The sequence below is a fragment of the Castellaniella sp. genome (assembly GCF_049651205.1).
Lineage (GTDB): Bacteria > Pseudomonadota > Gammaproteobacteria > Burkholderiales > Burkholderiaceae_B > Castellaniella.
The window spans coordinates 20,341-38,382 of record NZ_JBASBR010000012.1 but is presented as its reverse complement, the minus strand read 5'-3'; the positions used below and the strand labels follow the sequence as shown (position 1 = coordinate 38,382).

The window sequence follows — 18,042 nt, the reverse complement described above, 5'->3', positions numbered from 1 at the left end:
ACCATGAAACACGTGATTTCTGTATTGCTTGAAAACGAGCCGGGTGCTCTGTCCCGTGTGGTGGGGCTGTTTTCGGCGCGTGGCTACAACATCGAAACGCTGACGGTGGCGCCCACCGAGGATGCCACCTTGTCCCGGATGACCATCGTCACAGTGGGCTCGGACGAGATCATCGAGCAGATCACCAAGCACCTGAACCGCCTGGTGGATGTGGTGAAGGTGGTGGATCTCTCCGAGGGCCCTCATGTCGAGCGCGAGCTTATGCTGATCAAGGTGCGGGCCGTGGGTAAAGAACGCGACGAGATGAAGCGCATGGCCGAGATTTTCCGTGGCCGCATCATCGATGTCACCGATAAAACCTACACCATCGAGCTGACGGGCGTGCAAGACAAAATTGCCGCCTTTATTGGCGCGCTGGATCGTAGCGCCATCCTGGAAACTGTCCGCACCGGCGTGTCGGGCATTGGCCGGGGCGAGCGCGTCCTTAAACTGTAAACCTCATGCGGCGACCCACCTCGCAGCTTGCATGCTGCTCGGATTCGTCAGGCATGAAATAGTCCGCAGGGACTATTCCATGCCCCGCCTCATCCCAACCTCTCATTTCAGAATCAAAAACATTGGAGCTTCAACATGAAAGTTTTTTACGACAAAGATTGTGACCTGTCCCTGATCAAAGGCAAACACGTGGCCATCATCGGCTACGGCTCGCAAGGCCATGCCCATGCTCAAAACCTGCACGACTCCGGCGTCAATGTGACGGTGGGTCTGCGCAAGGGCGGGGCCTCCTGGAAAAAGGCCGAAAACGCTGGTCTTACCGTCAAAGAAGTGGCTGACGCGGTAAAGGGCGCCGATGTTGTCATGATGCTTTTGCCTGATGAGCACATCGGCGAGGTCTATCGCACGCAAATCGCCGCCAACCTCAAGACCGGTGCAGCACTGGCCTTTGCCCACGGCTTTAACGTGCACTACGGCCAGGTTGTGCCGCGCGATGATATCGACGTCATCATGATTGCCCCAAAGGCACCCGGCCACACCGTGCGCAGCACCTACACCCAGGGTGGCGGTGTGCCGCACCTGATCGCCGTACACCAGGACGTGTCGGGCAAGGCACGCGATCTGGCCTTGTCGTACGCCATGGGTAACGGTGGTGGCCGCGCAGGTATCATCGAAACCAATTTCCGCGAAGAAACCGAAACCGACCTCTTTGGCGAACAGGCCGTGCTGTGCGGCGGTACCGTCGAACTCATCAAGGCGGGCTTCCAGACCCTGGTGGATGCCGGCTACGCCCCTGAAATGGCCTATTTCGAGTGCCTGCACGAGCTCAAGCTGATTGTCGACCTGATCTACGAAGGCGGCATCGCCAACATGAACTACTCGATTTCCAACAACGCGGAGTACGGCGAGTACGTCACTGGCCCGCGTGTGGTCAACGACGAAACCCGCGCAGCAATGCGTCAGTGCCTGGCGGATATTCAGTCGGGTGTGTATGCCAAGAACTTCATCCTGGAAAACGCAGCCGGTGCGCCCGAGCTGACCTCGCGTCGTCGCCTCAATGCCGAATCCCAAATCGAACAGGTGGGTGGCAAGCTGCGCGCCATGATGCCCTGGATTGCCGCCAACAAGCTGGTGGATCAATCCAAGAACTGATCTCCCGGTAATCCTTGCACCCTTTCTGGCCGCTGGCCGCGTCGTATCCAAATGATTTTTCATCCGGATATGGCGTGGCCGGCGGCCAGTCTGCTTTGGCGCACGGCGCCACCGCCAATCCTGTTTTGCTAATTGGGTTATTCTTGCGCCTATCATGAAAATCCCCGCGTATCCTCATCCCCTGATTGCCCGTGAGGGCTGGGGTATCCTGGCCATCAGCCTGGTGCTGGCCATAGCCGTCAGCCTGTGGTCCTGGTGGGCCGCCGTCCCGTTTTGGATCTTCGCGCTGTTTGCGTTGCAGTTCTTTCGCGATCCGGCGCGCCCCGCGCCCGAGGGCGAGCATCTGGTGCTGTGCCCGGCAGATGGCCGAATTGTCTGCGTCGAAGAGGCCGCCGACCCTTATTTTCAAGGGCGTCAAAGCATCAAGATCAGCGTATTCATGAACGTCTTCAACGTGCACTCCAACCGCTCGCCGGTGGATGGCACGATTCGGTCCATCGATTACTTCCCGGGCAAATTTTTCAATGCATCGCTCGACAAAGCCTCTCTGGAAAACGAGCGCAATGCCATGGTGCTTAAAACGCCTGATGGTCACACGGTGACGGCGGTTCAGGTGGCGGGGCTGGTGGCCAAGCGCATCCTCTGCTATGCCCGGGTGGGTCAGCCGCTGTATGCCGGGCAGCGCTACGGCTTTATCCGGTTTGGTTCGCGCGTAGACGTATACTTGCCTTTGGGGTCGCGGCCTCAGGTCGTCATTGGCGACAAAGTCCAGGCAACCAGCACCGTGCTGGCGCAATTACCCGCAGATCCTCATCATGATGAACCCGCAGTCTGATCACTCCATGCCCGATGAACGTCAACGGCGGCGCAGCATTTACCTGCTGCCCAACGCCTTTACCACGGCCAATTTGTTTTCCGGCTTTTATGCCGTCGTACAGTCCATGAACCAGCACTTCGAAGTTGCGGCCATCGCAATCTTCCTGGCCATGGTCTTTGACAGCATGGATGGCCGTGTGGCGCGCCTTACCCACACCCAGTCGGCATTTGGCGAGCAATACGACTCCCTGGCCGATATGATTTCATTTGGCATGGCCCCGGCGTTGGTGATGTACGAGTGGTCATTGCAAGGCCTAGGCCGCTGGGGCTGGCTGGCCGCCTTTGTTTATGTCGTGGGGGCGGCGCTGCGCCTGGCGCGGTTTAACGCCAACATTGGCAAGGTCGACAAGCAATATTTTCAAGGCCTGCCCAGCCCGGCTGCAGCGGCGCTGGTGGCCGGCTTTGTCTGGTTGTCGGTGGATAACAAGCTGTCGTTTTCCGATGGCCTTATCCCCTGGGTGGCGTTTGGGCTGACAATCTATGCCGGTGTGGCAATGGTGTCCAATGCGCCGTTTTTCAGTGGCAAATCCTTTGCCCTGGGGCGCAGCGTGCCGTTTTGGGTGATGCTTCTGCTGGTGGCGGTGTTTGTGTTTGTCTCCAGCGATCCCCCAGTAGTGCTGTTTGCGCTGTTTGTGCTGTATAGCTTGTCGGGCTGGCTGATCTGGCTGTGGCGTGTGCGCCGTGCCCGTCGTTTGGGCCAGCGCATGCGTGGCCTGGATACCGACCGCAACCCGTAGTCTCCATAATAGACACAACGTCTTGCACACAAATCCGCTATAATTTTCCCTGCGCCGCGATTTGCGTGGCGCTTTTTTTGATCCCACGGCAGCGCGCCTCGGTGCTGCCGCCTGTTCTCGAGGTTATACATAGCATGTCTGTTGCAGATATCATCAAATCCGACATCGTTGCGCAATTTCAGCGCGCCGCTGGGGATACCGGGTCTCCCGAAGTCCAGGTTGCCCTGCTTACCGCCCGCATCAACGAACTCACCGGCCACTTCAAGTCGCATACCAAAGATCACCACTCACGTCGTGGTCTGCTGCGCATGGTTAGCCGCCGCCGCAAGCTGCTCGACTACCTGAAAGGCCGTCACCCGGATTCCTACCGCGCCCTGATCGAAAAACTCGGTCTGCGCAAGTAATGCCCGGGGGCCAGGTTCCCCCAGCACTAGCCGTGCACGCTGCCATCCAATTTGCAGTGTGCGCGGCTTTTTGTCATGGGTCGCCAAAATTTGTTCCCGCACGCGGCGGGTGGGTTGCAGGCATGTGCCTGCCGGCGGCTCTTTTAATAGGATAAAAAAATGTTCAACAAAGTGAGCAAATCGTTTCAGTACGGCGAGCACACCGTGGTTCTGGAAACTGGCGAGATCGCCCGTCAGGCCTCGGGTGCGGTGCTGGTATCCGTGGACGATACGGTCGTTCTGGCTACCGTCGTGGCTGCCCGTACTGCCAAGCCCGGTCAGGATTTCTTCCCCCTGACGGTTGACTACGTCGAAAAAACCTACGCCGCCGGCAAGATCCCCGGAGGCTTTTTCAAGCGCGAGGGCAAACCCTCCGAAAAAGAAACACTTACCTCACGCCTGATCGACCGCCCGCTGCGTCCCTTGTTTCCCGAGGGCTTCTACAACGATGTGCAGGTGATCATTCACACGATGTCGGTCAATCCCGATATTGATCCCGATATCCCCGCCATGATTGGTGCCTCCGCCGCGCTGGCAATCTCCGGTATTCCCTTTAACGGGCCGGTGGGTGCCGTACGGGTAGGCTATGTCGATGGCCAGTATGTGCTTAATCCGGGTACCAGCCTGCTGCACGAGAAATCCCAGCTTGATCTGGTCGTGGCCGGTACCGAAACCGCCGTGCTGATGGTTGAATCCGAAGCCAAGCAACTGTCCGAAGACGTGATGCTGGGTGCAGTGGTGTTTGGCCACGAGCAAATGCAAGTCTGCATCAACGCCATCCACGAGCTCGTTGCCGAAGCCGGCAAGCCCGAGTGGGACTGGCAGCCTGCCCCGCGCAACGAAGTGCTGGCCACCGCCGTTCGCAGTGCCGCTTTCGAAGCCTTGCAAGGTGTCTATCAGGTGCGCAACAAGCAAGAGCGCACCACGCAGCTGCGTAAGGTATATGCCGACGTCAAGGGCAAGCTGGCCGAGCACGCCGCTGCCCGTGGCGATGCTGCGCCCGATAATGTCGAAGTCGAGAATATGCTCTTTGCACTCGAGTCCGAGATCGTCCGCGGCCAGGTGCTGAACGGCGAGCCCCGCATCGACGGGCGTGATACCCGTACCGTGCGCCCTATCAGCATCCGTCTGGGTGTGTTGCCGCGCGCCCACGGTTCGGCCTTGTTTACCCGGGGTGAAACCCAGGCGCTGGTGACCACCACGCTGGGTACCAAGCAAGACGAGCAAATCATCGATTCGATCATGGGCGAGTACCGTGACCGTTTCATGCTGCACTACAACATGCCTCCGTTTGCCACAGGCGAAACCGGCCGTTTTGGTGTGCCCAAGCGCCGCGAGATCGGCCACGGCCGTCTGGCCAAGCGCGCCTTGTTGGCCCTGTTGCCCAGCCCCGAAGAATTCCAGTACACGCTGCGTGTGGTTTCCGAAATCATGGAATCCAACGGTTCTTCTTCGATGGCGTCGGTGTGCGGTGGCAGCCTGTCCATGATGGACGCCGGTGTGCCCATCAAGGATCACGTGGCCGGTGTGGCCATGGGCCTGATCAAGGAAGGCGGCAAGTTTGCCGTGCTCACGGATATCCTGGGCGACGAGGATCACCTGGGCGACATGGACTTCAAGGTAACCGGTACGGTTACCGGCGTCACCGCCTTGCAGATGGACATCAAAATCCAGGGCATTACCAAAGAAATCATGCAGGTAGCGCTGGCCCAGGCCCGCGAAGGCCGTTTGCATATTCTTGGCAAGATGCGCGAAGCCATTGATGGTTCACGTACCGAGCTCTCCGATTTTGCGCCGCGCATGTTGCGCCTGAAAATCAACCCCGAGAAGATCCGTGACGTGATCGGCAAGGGCGGCGCCACCATCCGTGCGCTGACCGAAGAAACCGGTTGCCAGATCGATATCGGCGACGATGGCACCATCACCATCGCCAGTGCTGATCTGGATCGTGCCCACGAAGCCGAGCGCCGCATCAAAGAGCTCACGGCTGACGTTGAAATTGGCCAGGAATACCAGGGCACAGTACAGCGTTTGCTGGATTTCGGTGCGATTGTTCAGGTGCTGCCCGGCCGTGATGGCCTGCTGCACATCTCCGAGATCGCCAATTACCGTATTGCCGATATCAACGATGTGCTGAAGGTTGGTCAGTCGGTGCGCGTCAAGATCCTCGAAGCCGATGACCGCGGTCGTCTGCGTCTGTCGGTGAAAGCCATCGGCGGCATCGAAGCCCAAGGTGGTCCGGCGGCTCCGTCGGCTGCCGAGTAATCACCCGGCCCGCAAGGGCTGGGTAGGTATCCAGCCCTTACAATCAGGGGTATGAAAAAACCGGCAGGTGGTTCAAACCACCTGCCGGTTTTTTGCGCTGTCTTTAATCCATCGTCAGGACGATCTTGCCGATCTGTTCGCCGGCATCCATCATGGCGTGTGCCTTGGCAGCCTCGTCCAGCGTAAATGTGGCGTGGATCAGAGGTTCGATGGTGCCTGCCTCAAGCAATGGCCAGACACGCTCTTTTAGCGCCTGGGCAATAGCTGCCTTGAACGCCACCGGGCGGGATCTTAAAGTGGAGCCGGTGATGGTCAGGCGGCGCACCATCACGCGCCAGCAATTTACCTGCCCGTGCATGCCACCCAGCTGGGCAATCATCACCAGCCGGCCGTCCTCGGCCAGGCACTTGATGTTGCGTGGCAGATAGTCGCCCGCCACCATGTCCAGAATGACATCCACGCCCCGGCCATCTGTCAGAGCCTGGATTTCCTCTACGAAATCCTGTGTGTGATAGTTGATCCCGCGGGTGCATCCCAGGGCCTCAATAGCCTGTACGCGCTCGTCGCTGCCGGCAGTGGCAAATACCGTGTGGCCAAACGCACGCGCCAGCGTGATGGCGGTGGTGCCGATGCCGCTGGCACCACCGTGCACCAGCAAGGTTTCGCCGGGCGATAGGCGGCCTCGGTCAAAGACATTGCTCCAGACGGTGAAATAGGTTTCGGGCAGGGCGGCGGCCTGGATAAGCGACAGCCCCTTGGGCACTGGCAGGCATTGGGCCGCGGGCGCCACACAGTACTGGGCGTAGCCACCACCTGTTACCAGGGCGCATACGGCGTCGTTCATGGCCAGACCTGCCGAGGCTGGATCGCCGTCCACGATATTGCCGGCGATTTCCAGGCCGGGGAGATCGGATGCGCCGGGAGGTGGAGCGTAACCACCTTGTCGCTGTAATACGTCTGGACGGTTGATGCCGGCTGCGGCCACTTTGATCAGGACTTCACCCGGCCCAGGTGTTGGCACCGGCCTGTCAGTGAGTTGTAGAACCTCCGGGCCACCGGGTTGGGTAATTTCGATTGCTTTCATCCGTATTTCTCGACAAATAGGGTGACGATTATGCGTTACACTTGCGGTCTTCAATCAGGAAGCGTGCCAGAGTGGTTGAATGGACCGGTCTTGAAAACCGGCGATGGGGCGACCCATCCGTGAGTTCGAATCTCACCGCTTCCGCCAAATCCCTCAAGTATCCACAGGCATTGTGGCATACGCCTGGCTTGAATCCCTATTTTTAAAATCCCGCTTGGTTTTGCGCAGCGATTGCGTCGGTGTGCGCGTATGCGCCCGCCGGATGAGGACAAGTGTTTGTGTGTGGAGTCGCGTGCCGATTGGACGCCAGGGGCGGTGCAGACAGGATGGTGCTCCCAGCCGGAATCGAACCGGCACGCCCGAAAGCGAGGGATTTTAAGTCCCTTGCGTCTACCTATTCCGCCATGGGAGCCGTCTGCAAGGCGCTCATTGTAACCGCATCTCCTACTGAATTTTTTGGCTGAAGGGATGTGGGGTGCCCGGTTTGCCATGTTCATAAATATCGACGTGGTTCCTCTTGACAGGGATGGTTTCAGGTTTATAGTAGTTATACATATAGCAACTATTGATAAGCTAATCTTTATGGACACCACCGTAGCCCTGCAACAGCTTGGCTTTACCGAGTACGAGGCTCGCGCCTACGTTGCACTGGTGCAGGCGGGTGAGCTCAATGGTTACGAGCTGGCCAAAAAGACCGGGATTCCCCGTGCCAATATCTATGCCGTCGCCAACAAGCTCCTGGAGCGTGGCGCCGTTTTGCGCACCGAGCGCGAAGGTGCACAGCGCTACAGTGCCATTCCAGCACAACAGCTGCTCGACAGCCTGGATGCCCGGCACCAGCGCTCGCTGCAGGCGGCGCATGCGGCGCTGGAGCGTCAACAGGCCGCCCACAGTCCGGCCCCTGTCTTCGATCTGCGTGGTAAAGAGCTTTTGACCCGGGCGCAGCACCTGATAGATGGCTGCCAGCACACCCTGATGGTGGCCTTGCAGCCAGCCGAGGCCGCTGCCTTGGCCAGGCCTTTGGCCTCTGCCACGCAAAGAGGGGTACAAGTTACAACCCTGTGCCTGCAGGCCTGCCCGCAGCCCTGTGGTGGCTGCCAGGGTGATATTCATTGCCTGTCTTTGGTGCCTGCCGATGCCACCCGCTGGTTGCTGGTGGTGGCCGACCATGCCAGCGCGCTGGTGGGCCAGACAGACGCCCAGGCTGCGCAGGGGCTAAGTACCACCCAGGAGGTGGTTGTCCAATTGGCCGAGGCCTTTATTCGTCAGTACATCACGTTGGCTGCTTTAGGGCAGGCACTAGAGCCACAGTTAAACCAATTACAGTCTCAACCGGCGTTGCGCCAGCTGGATTCTCTTTTCCCGGACGGGGGGTTTCCCGCCTTTTTAAAGGGCCTCGTCGCAACGCCACTATGACGCCGTGTCGCGACCTTCTTTGTTTTGAAGGAGCACATCATGAACATCACTCATTCTCTTACCCGTACTTCTCTCGCCTTGGCGACGGCATTGGGCTTTGCCCTGGCCGGCGGCCCGGTAATGGCAGCCAGTGCCTCCACCCAGGCGGCCAGCAGCCACGCCATGAACTGGTTTGGCGGCCCCGTCTACACCGGTGATCCTGCCTTGCAGGCAACGGCAGCATTGGTGGCTGCCGGTGGTGGTGCCAGCCACTTTACCTTTGATAAGGCGTTGGTATCGATGCTGGGCGAAAAAACTGTCAACGCCGAGGTTGCCAAACTGACCAAACAGTATGGCGAGAAAGAAGTGAAAACCTTTATCGATGGCATGACATACGCAGTCAATGATGGGCTGAAACGTGCCACCGAAGCCGGCGTAAAACTGCCTGCAGCGCCGGCAGATCTTAAAGGCCCGGCCTTGGCCAAGGGCCTGGTACAGGCTGGCACGGTAGATGGCACGTTCTGGTCGGGCTATCTGTTTGACAAAGCCTTGTCCCACGATTTGCACAATAAGGTCATGATGGATATTGATACCAAGTTTGGCCACGACACCGACAAAGTGACGCACAAGATTCTTAATCAGGCCATGTACGACGTTGCCCAGGCCTTGGGTGACAAACAGGTAAAACTGGCCTCTTTGCACTAATTTCCCGGCAGTACCCCTGATTTAGCGTTTCGGCCCATGTCTGCACAGCGTGCAACATGGGCCGCTTTTCATGGATGTTCCAAACACGCTACAATCAAGAGTTCACTCATTTAAGCTTTATCCACATGAACCCATCCCGTTCGTGCCTTGTTATGGGCAACTGGAAAATGCATGGCAACCTGGCAGACAACGCCGTCTTGCTGGCAGGCCTGGTTGCGGGCGCGCAGCGCGCCGGGCACGCGCAGTTGGCGGTCTGTGTGCCTTTTCCGTATCTGGTTCAGGCACAGCAGGCGCTGTCCGGCTCGGCAATCAGCTGGGGCGCACAGGATGTCAGCGTGCATGCCCACGGTGCCTATACCGGCGAAGTCTCTGCTGCCATGCTGGCCGATTTCGGGGTCAGCTGGGTATTGTGCGGCCACTCCGAGCGCCGTGCCCTGCATGCCGAAACCAGCAGTGTGGTTGCGGCCAAGGCGGCTGCGGCACTAAGCGTTGGCCTGACCCCAGTGGTTTGTGTGGGCGAAACCCTGTCCGATCGCGATGCCGATAATGCCGAGTGCGTGATCGCAGATCAGCTTGAACCCGTGCTTGCACTGGGTGCGGATGCGCTGGCTAAAATGGTCATCGCCTACGAGCCCGTCTGGGCGATCGGCACCGGCCGTACGGCCAGCCCAGAGCAGGCCCAAGCCATTCACAGCCTGATTCGTGCCGCCTTGGTGCAACACGGTTCGGGTGCCACACCGATTCTCTACGGTGGTAGCGTCAAGCCTGCCAATGCCTCTGCGCTGTTTGCTCAGGCTGGCATCGACGGAGCCCTTGTGGGCGGTGCGTCGCTTGTTGCCGAAGACTTCCTGAATATCGCGGCGTCTGCCGCCTAAGCCCCCGGAGATCCTCCCCATCATGCAATGGTTTTCCACGATCCTGCTTACTTTGCAGGTCATCTCGTCGTTACTGATCATCGTCCTGGTCTTGCTGCAGCAGGGTAAAGGTGCCGACATGGGGGCTGCGTTTGGTAGCGGCTCGGCGGGCAGCGTCTTTGGCTCGGCCGGCGCCGCCAACTTTCTGTCGCGTGCCACCAAATGGGCTGCTGTGATGTTTTTTGCCACCACCATCGGCCTGGCCTGGATTGCGCACCATCCTTCGGGTTCTCCCATCGAAACCGGCATCATGCAGGGGTTCAGCGCGCCCAAGCAGGCTGCGCCTGCGCCGTCTGGTTCTGCGGTGCCTGATGTAAGTGGAGCGGTGCCTTCGGTACCTGCCGTGCCTTCGTCCAGTGGAGCATCTGATGCGGTATCGTCCTCTGGTGCTGCCGCTGCAGACGCAGCCACAGGTGCTGCCAACTCGGCGGCCTCCGTGCCATCCGTGCCTGCACCCGCTACTGACAACACCGGCAGCAAATAACTGCCGATCATGGTAGAATCCTCGTCTTTCTTCTGAAGCACAAAGCCGTCGTGGTGGAATTGGTAGACACGCTATCTTGAGGGGGTAGTGGCGAAAGCTGTACGAGTTCGAGTCTCGTCGACGGCACCACAGATCAAAATCAGGACGTTTCACAACGGCCCTGAAAGTACCAAAAACCCGCATGAACATTAGGTTCTTGCGGGTTTTTTCATGTCTGAATGATCCTTGGTCGTTGCCATCAAGGCACATCCGAGCAGTTGATATTGTGTCAACCCAGTCTGTGTGTTACGTTATCTTTTAATAAATTCATTAAAGGAAATTGTCATGAGTTTTGCTGCGCAAGATATCGTGCCCATTAGCGAGGCACGCGCGCGTTTGACGGAGTTGTCCGAAGAGGTCGTGGCCGGTGCGGAAAAGATCCTGACCAAGAACGGCGCGGCTCATGTGGCGATTGTCGATGTCCGTAAGCTCGACTACTACCATGCGCTTGAACAAGAGCATGCCGCCTTGGTTTTGCTGAACGAGGCTGAACTGGGTTTGCGTGAATACATGGCTGGTCAGCGTATTCCGCGTGCAGACATCCTGAAGGTCCTGGACTGATGGCATTGCCGGTCCATGCCATCATCGAGGCGGTCCCCAATTTTCACCGAGGTCTTGAGACAGCCAGAGCGTTTTTCATCGAGCAAGACGAGGAGTCGGCGGGGCGCAGGGTTGCCAAGTTGCGCGTCAGCCTGGGCGAGATGATGGATATTCTGGCGTGGGCGCCCCCCAGTGGGCGGCCAGCCAGATTTTACGCCAGCAAGTCCGCACAGTCGCGCCTGCGGCTGTGGCCTGTCCTGGATTTGGCGCAGCAGGCGGGGATGCCAGAATTGCGCGAGTGTGTGGTGGATCAGCATATCGTGCTGTACGCACATTCGGCCGACCGGGTACTGCTGCTGGCGATCAAGCATCAGCGACAGTTGGCTTACGAGGAGGCCGGAGATGCGGTCAATAGCCCAGAATAATCTGGGTACATCTGGCTGAATTGATGCCGTTCTGCCATAAGAAGACCAAGCCCCGTCGTTTTGGGTACCTGTTTGGGTCTTTCGTCGGCCTGGGTCTTCCAAGACCCGCATGAATACTAAGAATTCGAGTCTCGTCGACGCACATTGAGGCTGATGTGGGCCAGTCCCTGCCTGGGTTGCGTGAAGCATTGACAGAAGCCAAGGCGGGAGCCATTGTGTCAGTCAGGCGTTTCGCGCCGCCAGTCGCTTGCGCCCTTGTGCAGCGATTCGCTGCGCGTTGAACGGATGGACGTGGCCGGCAGCAGCGTCGGCGAGTCCTTTGGCGATGTCCTGTTTGAGCATCGCCCACTTGTTGGACAGCGATGGTGATGGCGTTTCGCCATCGGCGTGGCTCAGCGGCTTTGTATGATCGTTCATCGAGTCTGTCCTCCAGGCGGGTTTTTGGGAGAAACCTGCTGACGGGTCTGGGTAGGTGCCAGCATATTTTCGATCAGGCGGATCATCACCTCTTTGGCCTTTGGGTCTGATTCCGCCACCAGCAAGGCCAGCGCGGCCAGGCCGACATCGTTGATCACAGGTTCGTTGTGGCGCAACAGGCGGCCATTGCGGGCCAGGAAATCGACGAACAGATAGGAGCCGATGCGCTTGTTGCCGTCCGAAAACGGATGGTTCTTGATGACGAAGTACAGCAGATGGGCTGCCTTGGCTTCAATGGCCGGGTACGCGGGTTCCCCAAATACGGTTTGGTTCAGGTTGCCCAGGATCGCGATGAATTGGTCGTCGCGTTCATTGCCGAACAGAGGGGTGGCCTCCTGGCGAGCCATCAGGTCGGCTTTCAGCCGTGAGATGCCTGCGTGAGCCTCGTCGGGAGAGGGCAGCACCCCGCCAGGGCTGCCGGTAGGTTTGGCCAAGAGGCCTTCGTCATAGCGTTGCAGCCACAGAAACGTATGCGTGTAGCGGGCAATCACATCGACCAGGCCACGCCCTTGGTCGGTCGTCAGGGCTACGCCTGCGGCGGCCTTTTTCACCAAGGTCAGGGCGGCTTCCAGTTCAGCGGCGTTTTGTGCAAATCGCTGCTGGCTCAGGGTATAGCCCTGGGTCAGGTGCTGGCGCAGAACCTGTGTGGCCCATTGGCGAAAGCGCGTGGCACGGGTGGAGTTGACGCGGTAGCCGACGGAAATGATGGCGTCCAGGTTGTAGTGCTTCAGCGTTCGTCGCACCTGGCGGCGACCCTCCTGGCGAACTGCTAAGAAATCCTTAGCAGTTGCGGATTCATCCAACTCTTTAGCTGCGTATACATTTTTCAAGTGCATCAGCACATTTTCGGGGGTAGTATCGAAAACCTCCGACATCTGCTTCTGTGTCAGCCAGATATTCTCGCCTTCCAGCCGTACTTCCACCTGCCCGGCTTCGGCTTCAAAGATGATCAGTTGTTGTCCTTCAGTCATGGCGTATTCCCGCCTGTGCGGCAGCAGGGTTCAGTAGAATGGTGAGTGACTCCCTTATACCGTACCTTGCGGGTACCCAGGCATGTCCCGGGAGATTTTCAGCACACAAGGGTCAAGCTCGCCGTTTTGGGTATCTGTTGACAGCGAACAGCCTCCCGGCCTTGGGCCACAATCCCATCTTCCTTGGCATCGATCACCAGCGTAATGAGCGCAAGGTGTGGTTGGTGATCATCCTGCACCCATGCATGAGTTGTCGCACGTTACGGTTGAAGTGCTGTGTACAACACAAACACCAAAATAATCACCAGCATTGCCAGCGGGTACAGGCTGGCGCGATCAAACAATCGTGCGGCAAGCCGCCCGTCTTGCGATCGAAACAGGCGCCAGCCGGGCAGCAACAGCAAAAAGAAGCCGGCAGCGCACGTGGCCACCTGGTAGGGCAGGCCCAGCGCCAGGGGCGACATGATCGGCAGGTACACGCTTAGAGCCACAGTGGCCAGCAGGGTAAGCATCACCAGGCTGCCGGCCACGCGTGGGCCGAAAACCACCGGAATGGTGCGTGCACCTACGCGGCGGTCTTCTTCAACGTCGTTCCAGTCGGCGGGGATGTTTTGCCCGCCGATTTCCCACATCACCAGCCAGGCCACCATCAAGGCCAGCCAGGCAGGAGAGGGCAGGGGCACCACCACCAGCACTGCGGCGATGGGCCCCAGTGATTTGACCAGGCCGCTCACCAGGGCGCGCCAATAGGTCACCTTAAGCAGCAGGCAATAGGCAGTCTCCAGAACCGGTGCGGCCAGCACCACGGCCACCAGCCAGGGGTTCAGCCACCAGGCCCCCAGCAGGGCCACCAGATACCAGCCGGCAAACCAGAGGATGCCGCTGCGCAGGCTGAGCTTGCCCTGGGCAATGGGATAACGCAGATCGGAGGCCTCTACCGAGTAGCCAGGTTTGAGGCCGGTGCCGGCAAATTTCTCCCGGTCTACTTTCACCCCGATCAGGTCATTGAGTGCGTACAGGGCGGTGTAGCCGGCCAGCGCGGTGATCAGCGCCACAATCAGCACAGGCCATGTCGGGAAGGCACCTAGCCACAGCAGCGCGGCAAAGCCTGTGATGGCGATATCCAGCACGCCATGGGTGGATCGCGAAAGCGCCAAAAATTTTTCCATGGATCTCACCCCTTTTTGACGAAGCTGGCCATGTAATTGACGTCTTCGCGGCCTGGGGCAACGCGAAAGTTTCGGGTAAGGGGGTTGTACATCAGGCTGGCGATGCGGATGAATTCGAGCCCGCTGTCGGCTGTCCAGTGGCGCAACTCATCGGGGCGAATCAATTTTTTGTAGTCGTGTGTGCCGCGTGGCAAGATCCGCAAGACGTATTCACCGCCCACGATGGCGAACAGAAAGGCCTTGAAATTGCGGTTGATGGTGGAAAAAAAGGCGTGGCCGCCGGGTTTCAACAGGCGCGCGCAGGCATCCACCACGGCGGCGGGGTCGGGCACGTGCTCCAGCATTTCCATGCAGGTCACCACATCGTATGTGCCGGCTTCCTGCTCGGCCAGCTGCTCGACGGTTTGCAGGCGGTAATCGATTGCCAGGCCGTTTTGGCCGGCGTGCTGGCGTGCGATATCAAGCGTCAGCTGTGATTGGTCAATCCCCACCACAGTGGCGCCCGCCTTGGCCAGGGCCTCGGTCAGGATCCCACCCCCGCAGCCCACATCCACGGCACGTGCCTGCTGCATGGCGGCCTGGTCGGATACAAAGGTGCTGCGCAACGGGTTGATCACGTGCAACATGCCCATCTTGCCGTCCGGATCCCACCACAGCTGGGCCACACGATCAAATTTGTCGATTTCCTGGCGGTCAACGTTCGAGGGCTGATTCATGGTTTTCTTTCATCCGGTTGTGCAGCGCAGGCAGCACCGCGTCAAGTTCTTGGCGGGTAATATCATTGATAAAAGTGCACTGGCCCAGGCCTGCCGGCATGGGCACCCGTTGCTGGCCATTGCGGTGTTCAATGCGATCCAGCAGGGATTTCCACATCACCGTGCCGTCAAGCACCTCCAGGTCTGGTTCGATGCCCAGCAGATGGATCAGGGCAAAAATGCGGGTGGTTTCGTGTGCAGACAAAAGGCCGCGCTTTTGGGCAATCAGCACCGACACAAGGATGTCCAGCAGCACGGCTTCGCCATGCAACAGGCGATGCGGGTGGCGGGTTTCCAGGCCGTAACTGAAGGTATGGCCAAAATCCACCTTGCGCGCAAGCTCGTCCTCATAGAGATTAGGGGTGAGCTCGGCCAGCATGCTGCCAACGGCGTGATCCAGAATTGCGGCGCCTGGCGCATTGGTGAAATGCGTGTCGATGCCGTCGGCGCCGTCGGCTTCCAGCCGGTCGAACAGTGCGGCATCGCCAATAATCGCCAGCTTGATAATCTCGCATACGCCGTTCAGCAGATGACGTCGCGGCAGGCTGGCCAAGAATGATGAATCGAGAAACACCGCCAGAGGCGGCTCGAAGCTGCCCAGGCGGTTCTTGTTGCCGTTAAAGTTGATCCCCGCCTTGATGCCCAGCGCTGCATCGATTTGGCCCATCAGGGTCGTGGGCACCTTGATGTGCGGCACGCCCCGGCGATAGCTGGCTGCCACAAAGCCCACCACATCGGTCAGCACCCCGCCGCCAATCGCAATCAGCGGCTCGTCACGCCGATGGATGGGGAAGCGGTCCAGTGCACACAGCAGGTGCTGATAGACGTCCAGGGTTTTGTGCGCTTCGCCGCCGTGGATGACCTCGATGTGCGCGTCAATTTCATGGCGCGTGAACCAGGCGCGGATAGTGTCACCATGCAAACGGGCCACATTGGCGTCCACCACCACAAAGCGGCGCCCGCCTTCGTGGCGCCCCAGTGTCAGCAGACAGCGGTTGTCCGGCTGAAATAATCCTGGTGCCTTGATGACGTCGTAGGAGACTGGACGCTGCGTGCGCACCTGCCAGCGCTTGGTTGCCGGGCTCATGCGGCGTCCAGCCAATCGGTGCGGCGCGCCAGGATCTCGCGTGCCACGGCCTGCGCTGCGCTGAGGCTGTGGTCTTGATAATGACCGCACTGTTCGATGCTGGCATAAGGCACTGCCTGGGCGTGCTGCATGTCTTCAAATATGCGTTGTAGCGTGGTGCACAGTGTTTGCGCGCGCCCCTCGTTTAGAAACACGAGATAAAAGCCGGTGCGGCAGCCCATGATGCCGATCGAGACAAAGTGCTTGGGCATCAGGCGCTGCAGACCTTCCAGAAGAAAATGCTCCAGCGAGTGCAGCTCGGTGGATGTCAGATAGGCATCGGCGTTGGGGTGTCGCACACGCAGGTCCACGCAGAACACGGTTGCCCCGCTGGGGCCGCGCTGCGCGGAGCGCAGTTTGACGCTGGGTGCCTTCAGGCGGCGATGATCCAGTTCTCCAATCAGATCCGGGGGCCAGCCCAGGGATTTTAAATTAGTCATGGGCGCGTGCTCTACTAGGCTGCTTGGGATGCTGTCGTAAAGCGGGATAGGTGCTGGTGGCTGTCAGTGAGTGCTTTCTCCCAGGATTCAACATGGTGATAGAGCTCGACCGAGCCGTAGCCCGAGAACCCATGGTCCGTCAGCGCCTTGAAGCTTGCCGCAAAATCCAGGGTGCCTTCGCCCGGAATCTCGTGAAAATGCACGATGCCGGTGAGCGTATTGGCCACCATTTGATCCACCAGGGGAGGGTGCTGTGCGCCACGCAAATAGGCAATCACCGGTTTGGCACGCTCCAGCACATCGTAGCTAAGGCCGGGCACGGAGATCAGGTAAGTGAAGATCTCATCATCCAGCGGCGAAGCCCCCGCATACAGGCCGGCGTAATCAAGCACCGTCAAAGGTGTGCACACCTGGGCGCGGGCCAGCAGTGCATCGATGCGCGCTTGGCGGGCAGGCGTCACAGGGGCATCGCAAAAGTATGTCGGGCGCGCGCGATCCAGCAGCAGATAATCGGCAGTATCCGGAAAATGCACCAGTACATTGGCAAAATCCAGATCAATCGCAAGATCGCCTGCATCCTGCATGATCTTCAGGTTGTAGCCTTCGCGGGCATCCGAGATGTGCAGGTAACGCGCATGGGGCGCTGCCTGCGCCAGTGCGCTGATGTAGTCGGGCTCGGAGCAATACGCGTGGCAAAGATCCACGTGCAACCGAAACTTGGGCGAGCCCACAGCGTCCAGCAGCGCTTGCCCCTGTGCCAAGGTTTCGATGTACATGCCGGGCTCGGGCTCGATCAGCAGGGTGATGTCTTCATCGTCGTGGATTTCGCGCAGGCATTCGCGGATGGAGTCCACCAGCAATTCGCCGGGGTTGATCCCCCGATTGGCGACGTGCTCGTCGCGGATAAAGCCGCTGCCAAAGGTAACCAGCGGCACCCCCAGCTGACGCGCCACGTGGATGCCGCGCCGCACCAGATCAATGCGGCGCTTGCGCCCGGCGGGCTCGAGTGCCATCAGCGAGGGCTCGTGCGGGCGCGAAGGCGAAAAAAAGTGCGAGGCCGTGGCCACGCAGGCAGGCACCACGCGCAGGCTATCCAGGCGCTGACGCACTAGCGCCAGATAAGCGTCGTCGATATTGAACGGGTTGAACTGCCGGCGATGAAAAGAGATCTCGACGCCATCGTAACCAGCGCGATCCACCGCATCCAGGGCATCCAGAAAATCAAGGTTGGTCAGGCCAAATGTACTGTAACTAAGCTGGATTCCACCCATGACAAGCCCCTAGTAAAAACCCGTAGCTTTTAACATGAAATGAGCTTTTCTGGATGAAAGACAATGCCTGCGAAATGGGTAAAATTAACAGATGTTATAAGCTTAAAGGATGCAATAGAGTGTATTTGGTGCGTTTTGTCAAATCGGCGTGAATGTAAAAATGTGGCAGATTGCCGTCTGCGTCGTTGGGGCTGGATGGCGGTGGCCAGCCATTCCGTATGGCGGGCCTCAGTGGGTGGGGTTTGCTTTGTAGAATGGCACTGGTGCTAGCCTTATCTC

The 18,042-nt window shown here is 59.0% G+C and carries 19 protein-coding genes, 3 tRNA genes and 1 pseudogene; 14 read left to right on the top strand and 9 right to left on the bottom strand.

Going from position 1 to position 18,042, the window contains the following annotated elements; all coding sequences use genetic code 11:
• Nucleotides 1–3: 3 nt before the first annotated feature.
• The 6 genes from ilvN (at nt 4) to pnp (ending at nt 5,968) form a co-directional block, all read left to right on the top strand.
• Nucleotides 4–495: an acetolactate synthase small subunit gene (gene ilvN, locus WA928_RS07485; protein ID WP_350380538.1), complete on the top strand. Its 492-nt coding sequence runs from the start codon at nt 4–6 to the stop codon at nt 493–495.
• A 135-nt stretch (nt 496–630) separates the two neighbouring features.
• Nucleotides 631–1,647: a ketol-acid reductoisomerase gene (ilvC, locus tag WA928_RS07480; protein WP_424301659.1), complete on the top strand. Its 1,017-nt coding sequence runs from the start codon at nt 631–633 to the stop codon at nt 1,645–1,647.
• 154 nt (nt 1,648–1,801) lie between these two features.
• The gene (locus WA928_RS07475; RefSeq protein ID WP_424301656.1) at nt 1,802–2,482 is read left to right on the top strand and encodes a phosphatidylserine decarboxylase; all 681 of its coding nucleotides are present in this window, start codon (nt 1,802–1,804) and stop codon (nt 2,480–2,482) included.
• On the top strand, nt 2,466–3,260 hold the full coding sequence (pssA, locus tag WA928_RS07470; protein ID WP_424302497.1) for a CDP-diacylglycerol--serine O-phosphatidyltransferase: 795 nt from the start codon (nt 2,466–2,468) through the stop codon (nt 3,258–3,260). Before WA928_RS07475 ends, pssA begins: the two co-directional genes overlap by 17 nt.
• A 134-nt stretch (nt 3,261–3,394) precedes the next feature.
• The gene (gene rpsO / locus WA928_RS07465; protein WP_350380544.1) at nt 3,395–3,664 is read left to right on the top strand and encodes a 30S ribosomal protein S15; all 270 of its coding nucleotides are present in this window, start codon (nt 3,395–3,397) and stop codon (nt 3,662–3,664) included.
• Between the two features lie 159 nt (nt 3,665–3,823).
• Complete coding sequence (gene pnp, locus WA928_RS07460) at nt 3,824–5,968, top strand: polyribonucleotide nucleotidyltransferase (protein ID WP_424301653.1); 2,145 nt, start codon at nt 3,824–3,826, stop codon at nt 5,966–5,968.
• 103 nt (nt 5,969–6,071) lie between these two features.
• Here the strand turns inward: pnp and WA928_RS07455 are convergent, their stop codons facing one another.
• On the bottom strand, nt 6,072–7,052 hold the full coding sequence (locus tag WA928_RS07455) for an NAD(P)H-quinone oxidoreductase (RefSeq protein WP_424301650.1): 981 nt from the start codon (nt 7,050–7,052) through the stop codon (nt 6,072–6,074).
• 57 nt (nt 7,053–7,109) lie between these two features.
• Here WA928_RS07455 and WA928_RS07450 point away from each other — a divergent pair.
• Nucleotides 7,110–7,199, top strand: a tRNA-Ser gene (locus WA928_RS07450).
• Between the two features lie 180 nt (nt 7,200–7,379).
• Here WA928_RS07450 and WA928_RS07445 read toward each other — a convergent pair.
• A tRNA-Leu gene (locus WA928_RS07445) sits at nt 7,380–7,464 on the bottom strand.
• Nucleotides 7,465–7,520: 56 nt separating this feature from the next.
• On the opposite strand from WA928_RS07445, the pseudogene WA928_RS07440 reads away from it, so the two are divergent.
• From WA928_RS07440 to WA928_RS07410, 7 genes and pseudogenes are all read left to right on the top strand, one after another.
• Nucleotides 7,521–7,844, top strand: a pseudogene (locus WA928_RS07440) (TrmB family transcriptional regulator); the annotation flags it as partial.
• A gap of 663 nt (nt 7,845–8,507) precedes the next feature.
• On the top strand, nt 8,508–9,152 hold the full coding sequence (locus WA928_RS07435; protein ID WP_424301647.1) for a hypothetical protein: 645 nt from the start codon (nt 8,508–8,510) through the stop codon (nt 9,150–9,152).
• A gap of 125 nt (nt 9,153–9,277) precedes the next feature.
• The gene (gene tpiA / locus WA928_RS07430; protein WP_424301644.1) at nt 9,278–10,027 is read left to right on the top strand and encodes a triose-phosphate isomerase; all 750 of its coding nucleotides are present in this window, start codon (nt 9,278–9,280) and stop codon (nt 10,025–10,027) included.
• Between the two features lie 22 nt (nt 10,028–10,049).
• Entirely contained in the window at nt 10,050–10,550 is a 501-nt protein-coding gene (secG, locus tag WA928_RS07425) for a preprotein translocase subunit SecG (protein ID WP_424301641.1), read from the top strand.
• A gap of 44 nt (nt 10,551–10,594) precedes the next feature.
• A tRNA-Leu gene (locus WA928_RS07420) sits at nt 10,595–10,679 on the top strand.
• Nucleotides 10,680–10,874: 195 nt separating this feature from the next.
• On the top strand, nt 10,875–11,150 hold the full coding sequence (locus WA928_RS07415; RefSeq protein ID WP_424301638.1) for a type II toxin-antitoxin system prevent-host-death family antitoxin: 276 nt from the start codon (nt 10,875–10,877) through the stop codon (nt 11,148–11,150).
• Nucleotides 11,150–11,554, top strand: coding sequence for a hypothetical protein (locus WA928_RS07410; protein WP_424301635.1), 405 nt, complete (start codon nt 11,150–11,152; stop codon nt 11,552–11,554). The genes WA928_RS07415 and WA928_RS07410 overlap by 1 nt, the downstream gene beginning before the upstream one ends.
• 222 nt (nt 11,555–11,776) lie before the next feature.
• Here the strand turns inward: WA928_RS07410 and WA928_RS07405 are convergent, their stop codons facing one another.
• From WA928_RS07405 to WA928_RS07375, 7 genes are all read right to left on the bottom strand, one after another.
• Complete coding sequence (locus tag WA928_RS07405) at nt 11,777–11,971, bottom strand: hypothetical protein (protein ID WP_424301632.1); 195 nt, start codon at nt 11,969–11,971, stop codon at nt 11,777–11,779.
• Nucleotides 11,968–13,002: a RhuM family protein gene (rhuM, locus tag WA928_RS07400; protein WP_424301629.1), complete on the bottom strand. Its 1,035-nt coding sequence runs from the start codon at nt 13,000–13,002 to the stop codon at nt 11,968–11,970. The genes WA928_RS07405 and rhuM overlap by 4 nt, the downstream gene beginning before the upstream one ends.
• A 260-nt stretch (nt 13,003–13,262) precedes the next feature.
• Nucleotides 13,263–14,171 carry a UbiA prenyltransferase family protein gene (locus WA928_RS07395; RefSeq protein ID WP_424301626.1) on the bottom strand — a complete coding sequence of 303 codons (909 nt, stop codon included), beginning with the start codon at nt 14,169–14,171 and terminating at the stop codon, nt 13,263–13,265.
• A gap of 5 nt (nt 14,172–14,176) precedes the next feature.
• Nucleotides 14,177–14,887: a bifunctional 2-polyprenyl-6-hydroxyphenol methylase/3-demethylubiquinol 3-O-methyltransferase UbiG gene (ubiG, locus tag WA928_RS07390; RefSeq protein WP_424301623.1), complete on the bottom strand. Its 711-nt coding sequence runs from the start codon at nt 14,885–14,887 to the stop codon at nt 14,177–14,179.
• Entirely contained in the window at nt 14,865–16,013 is a 1,149-nt protein-coding gene (locus WA928_RS07385; RefSeq protein WP_424301620.1) for a sedoheptulose 7-phosphate cyclase, read from the bottom strand. Before WA928_RS07385 ends, ubiG begins: the two co-directional genes overlap by 23 nt.
• Nucleotides 16,010–16,492 carry an S-ribosylhomocysteine lyase gene (locus WA928_RS07380; RefSeq protein WP_424301617.1) on the bottom strand — a complete coding sequence of 161 codons (483 nt, stop codon included), beginning with the start codon at nt 16,490–16,492 and terminating at the stop codon, nt 16,010–16,012. Before WA928_RS07380 ends, WA928_RS07385 begins: the two co-directional genes overlap by 4 nt.
• A gap of 14 nt (nt 16,493–16,506) precedes the next feature.
• Nucleotides 16,507–17,763, bottom strand: a complete 1,257-nt coding sequence (locus tag WA928_RS07375) for a sugar phosphate isomerase/epimerase family protein (RefSeq protein ID WP_424301614.1) — start codon at nt 17,761–17,763, stop codon at nt 16,507–16,509.
• Between the last annotated feature and the right edge of the window lie 279 nt (nt 17,764–18,042).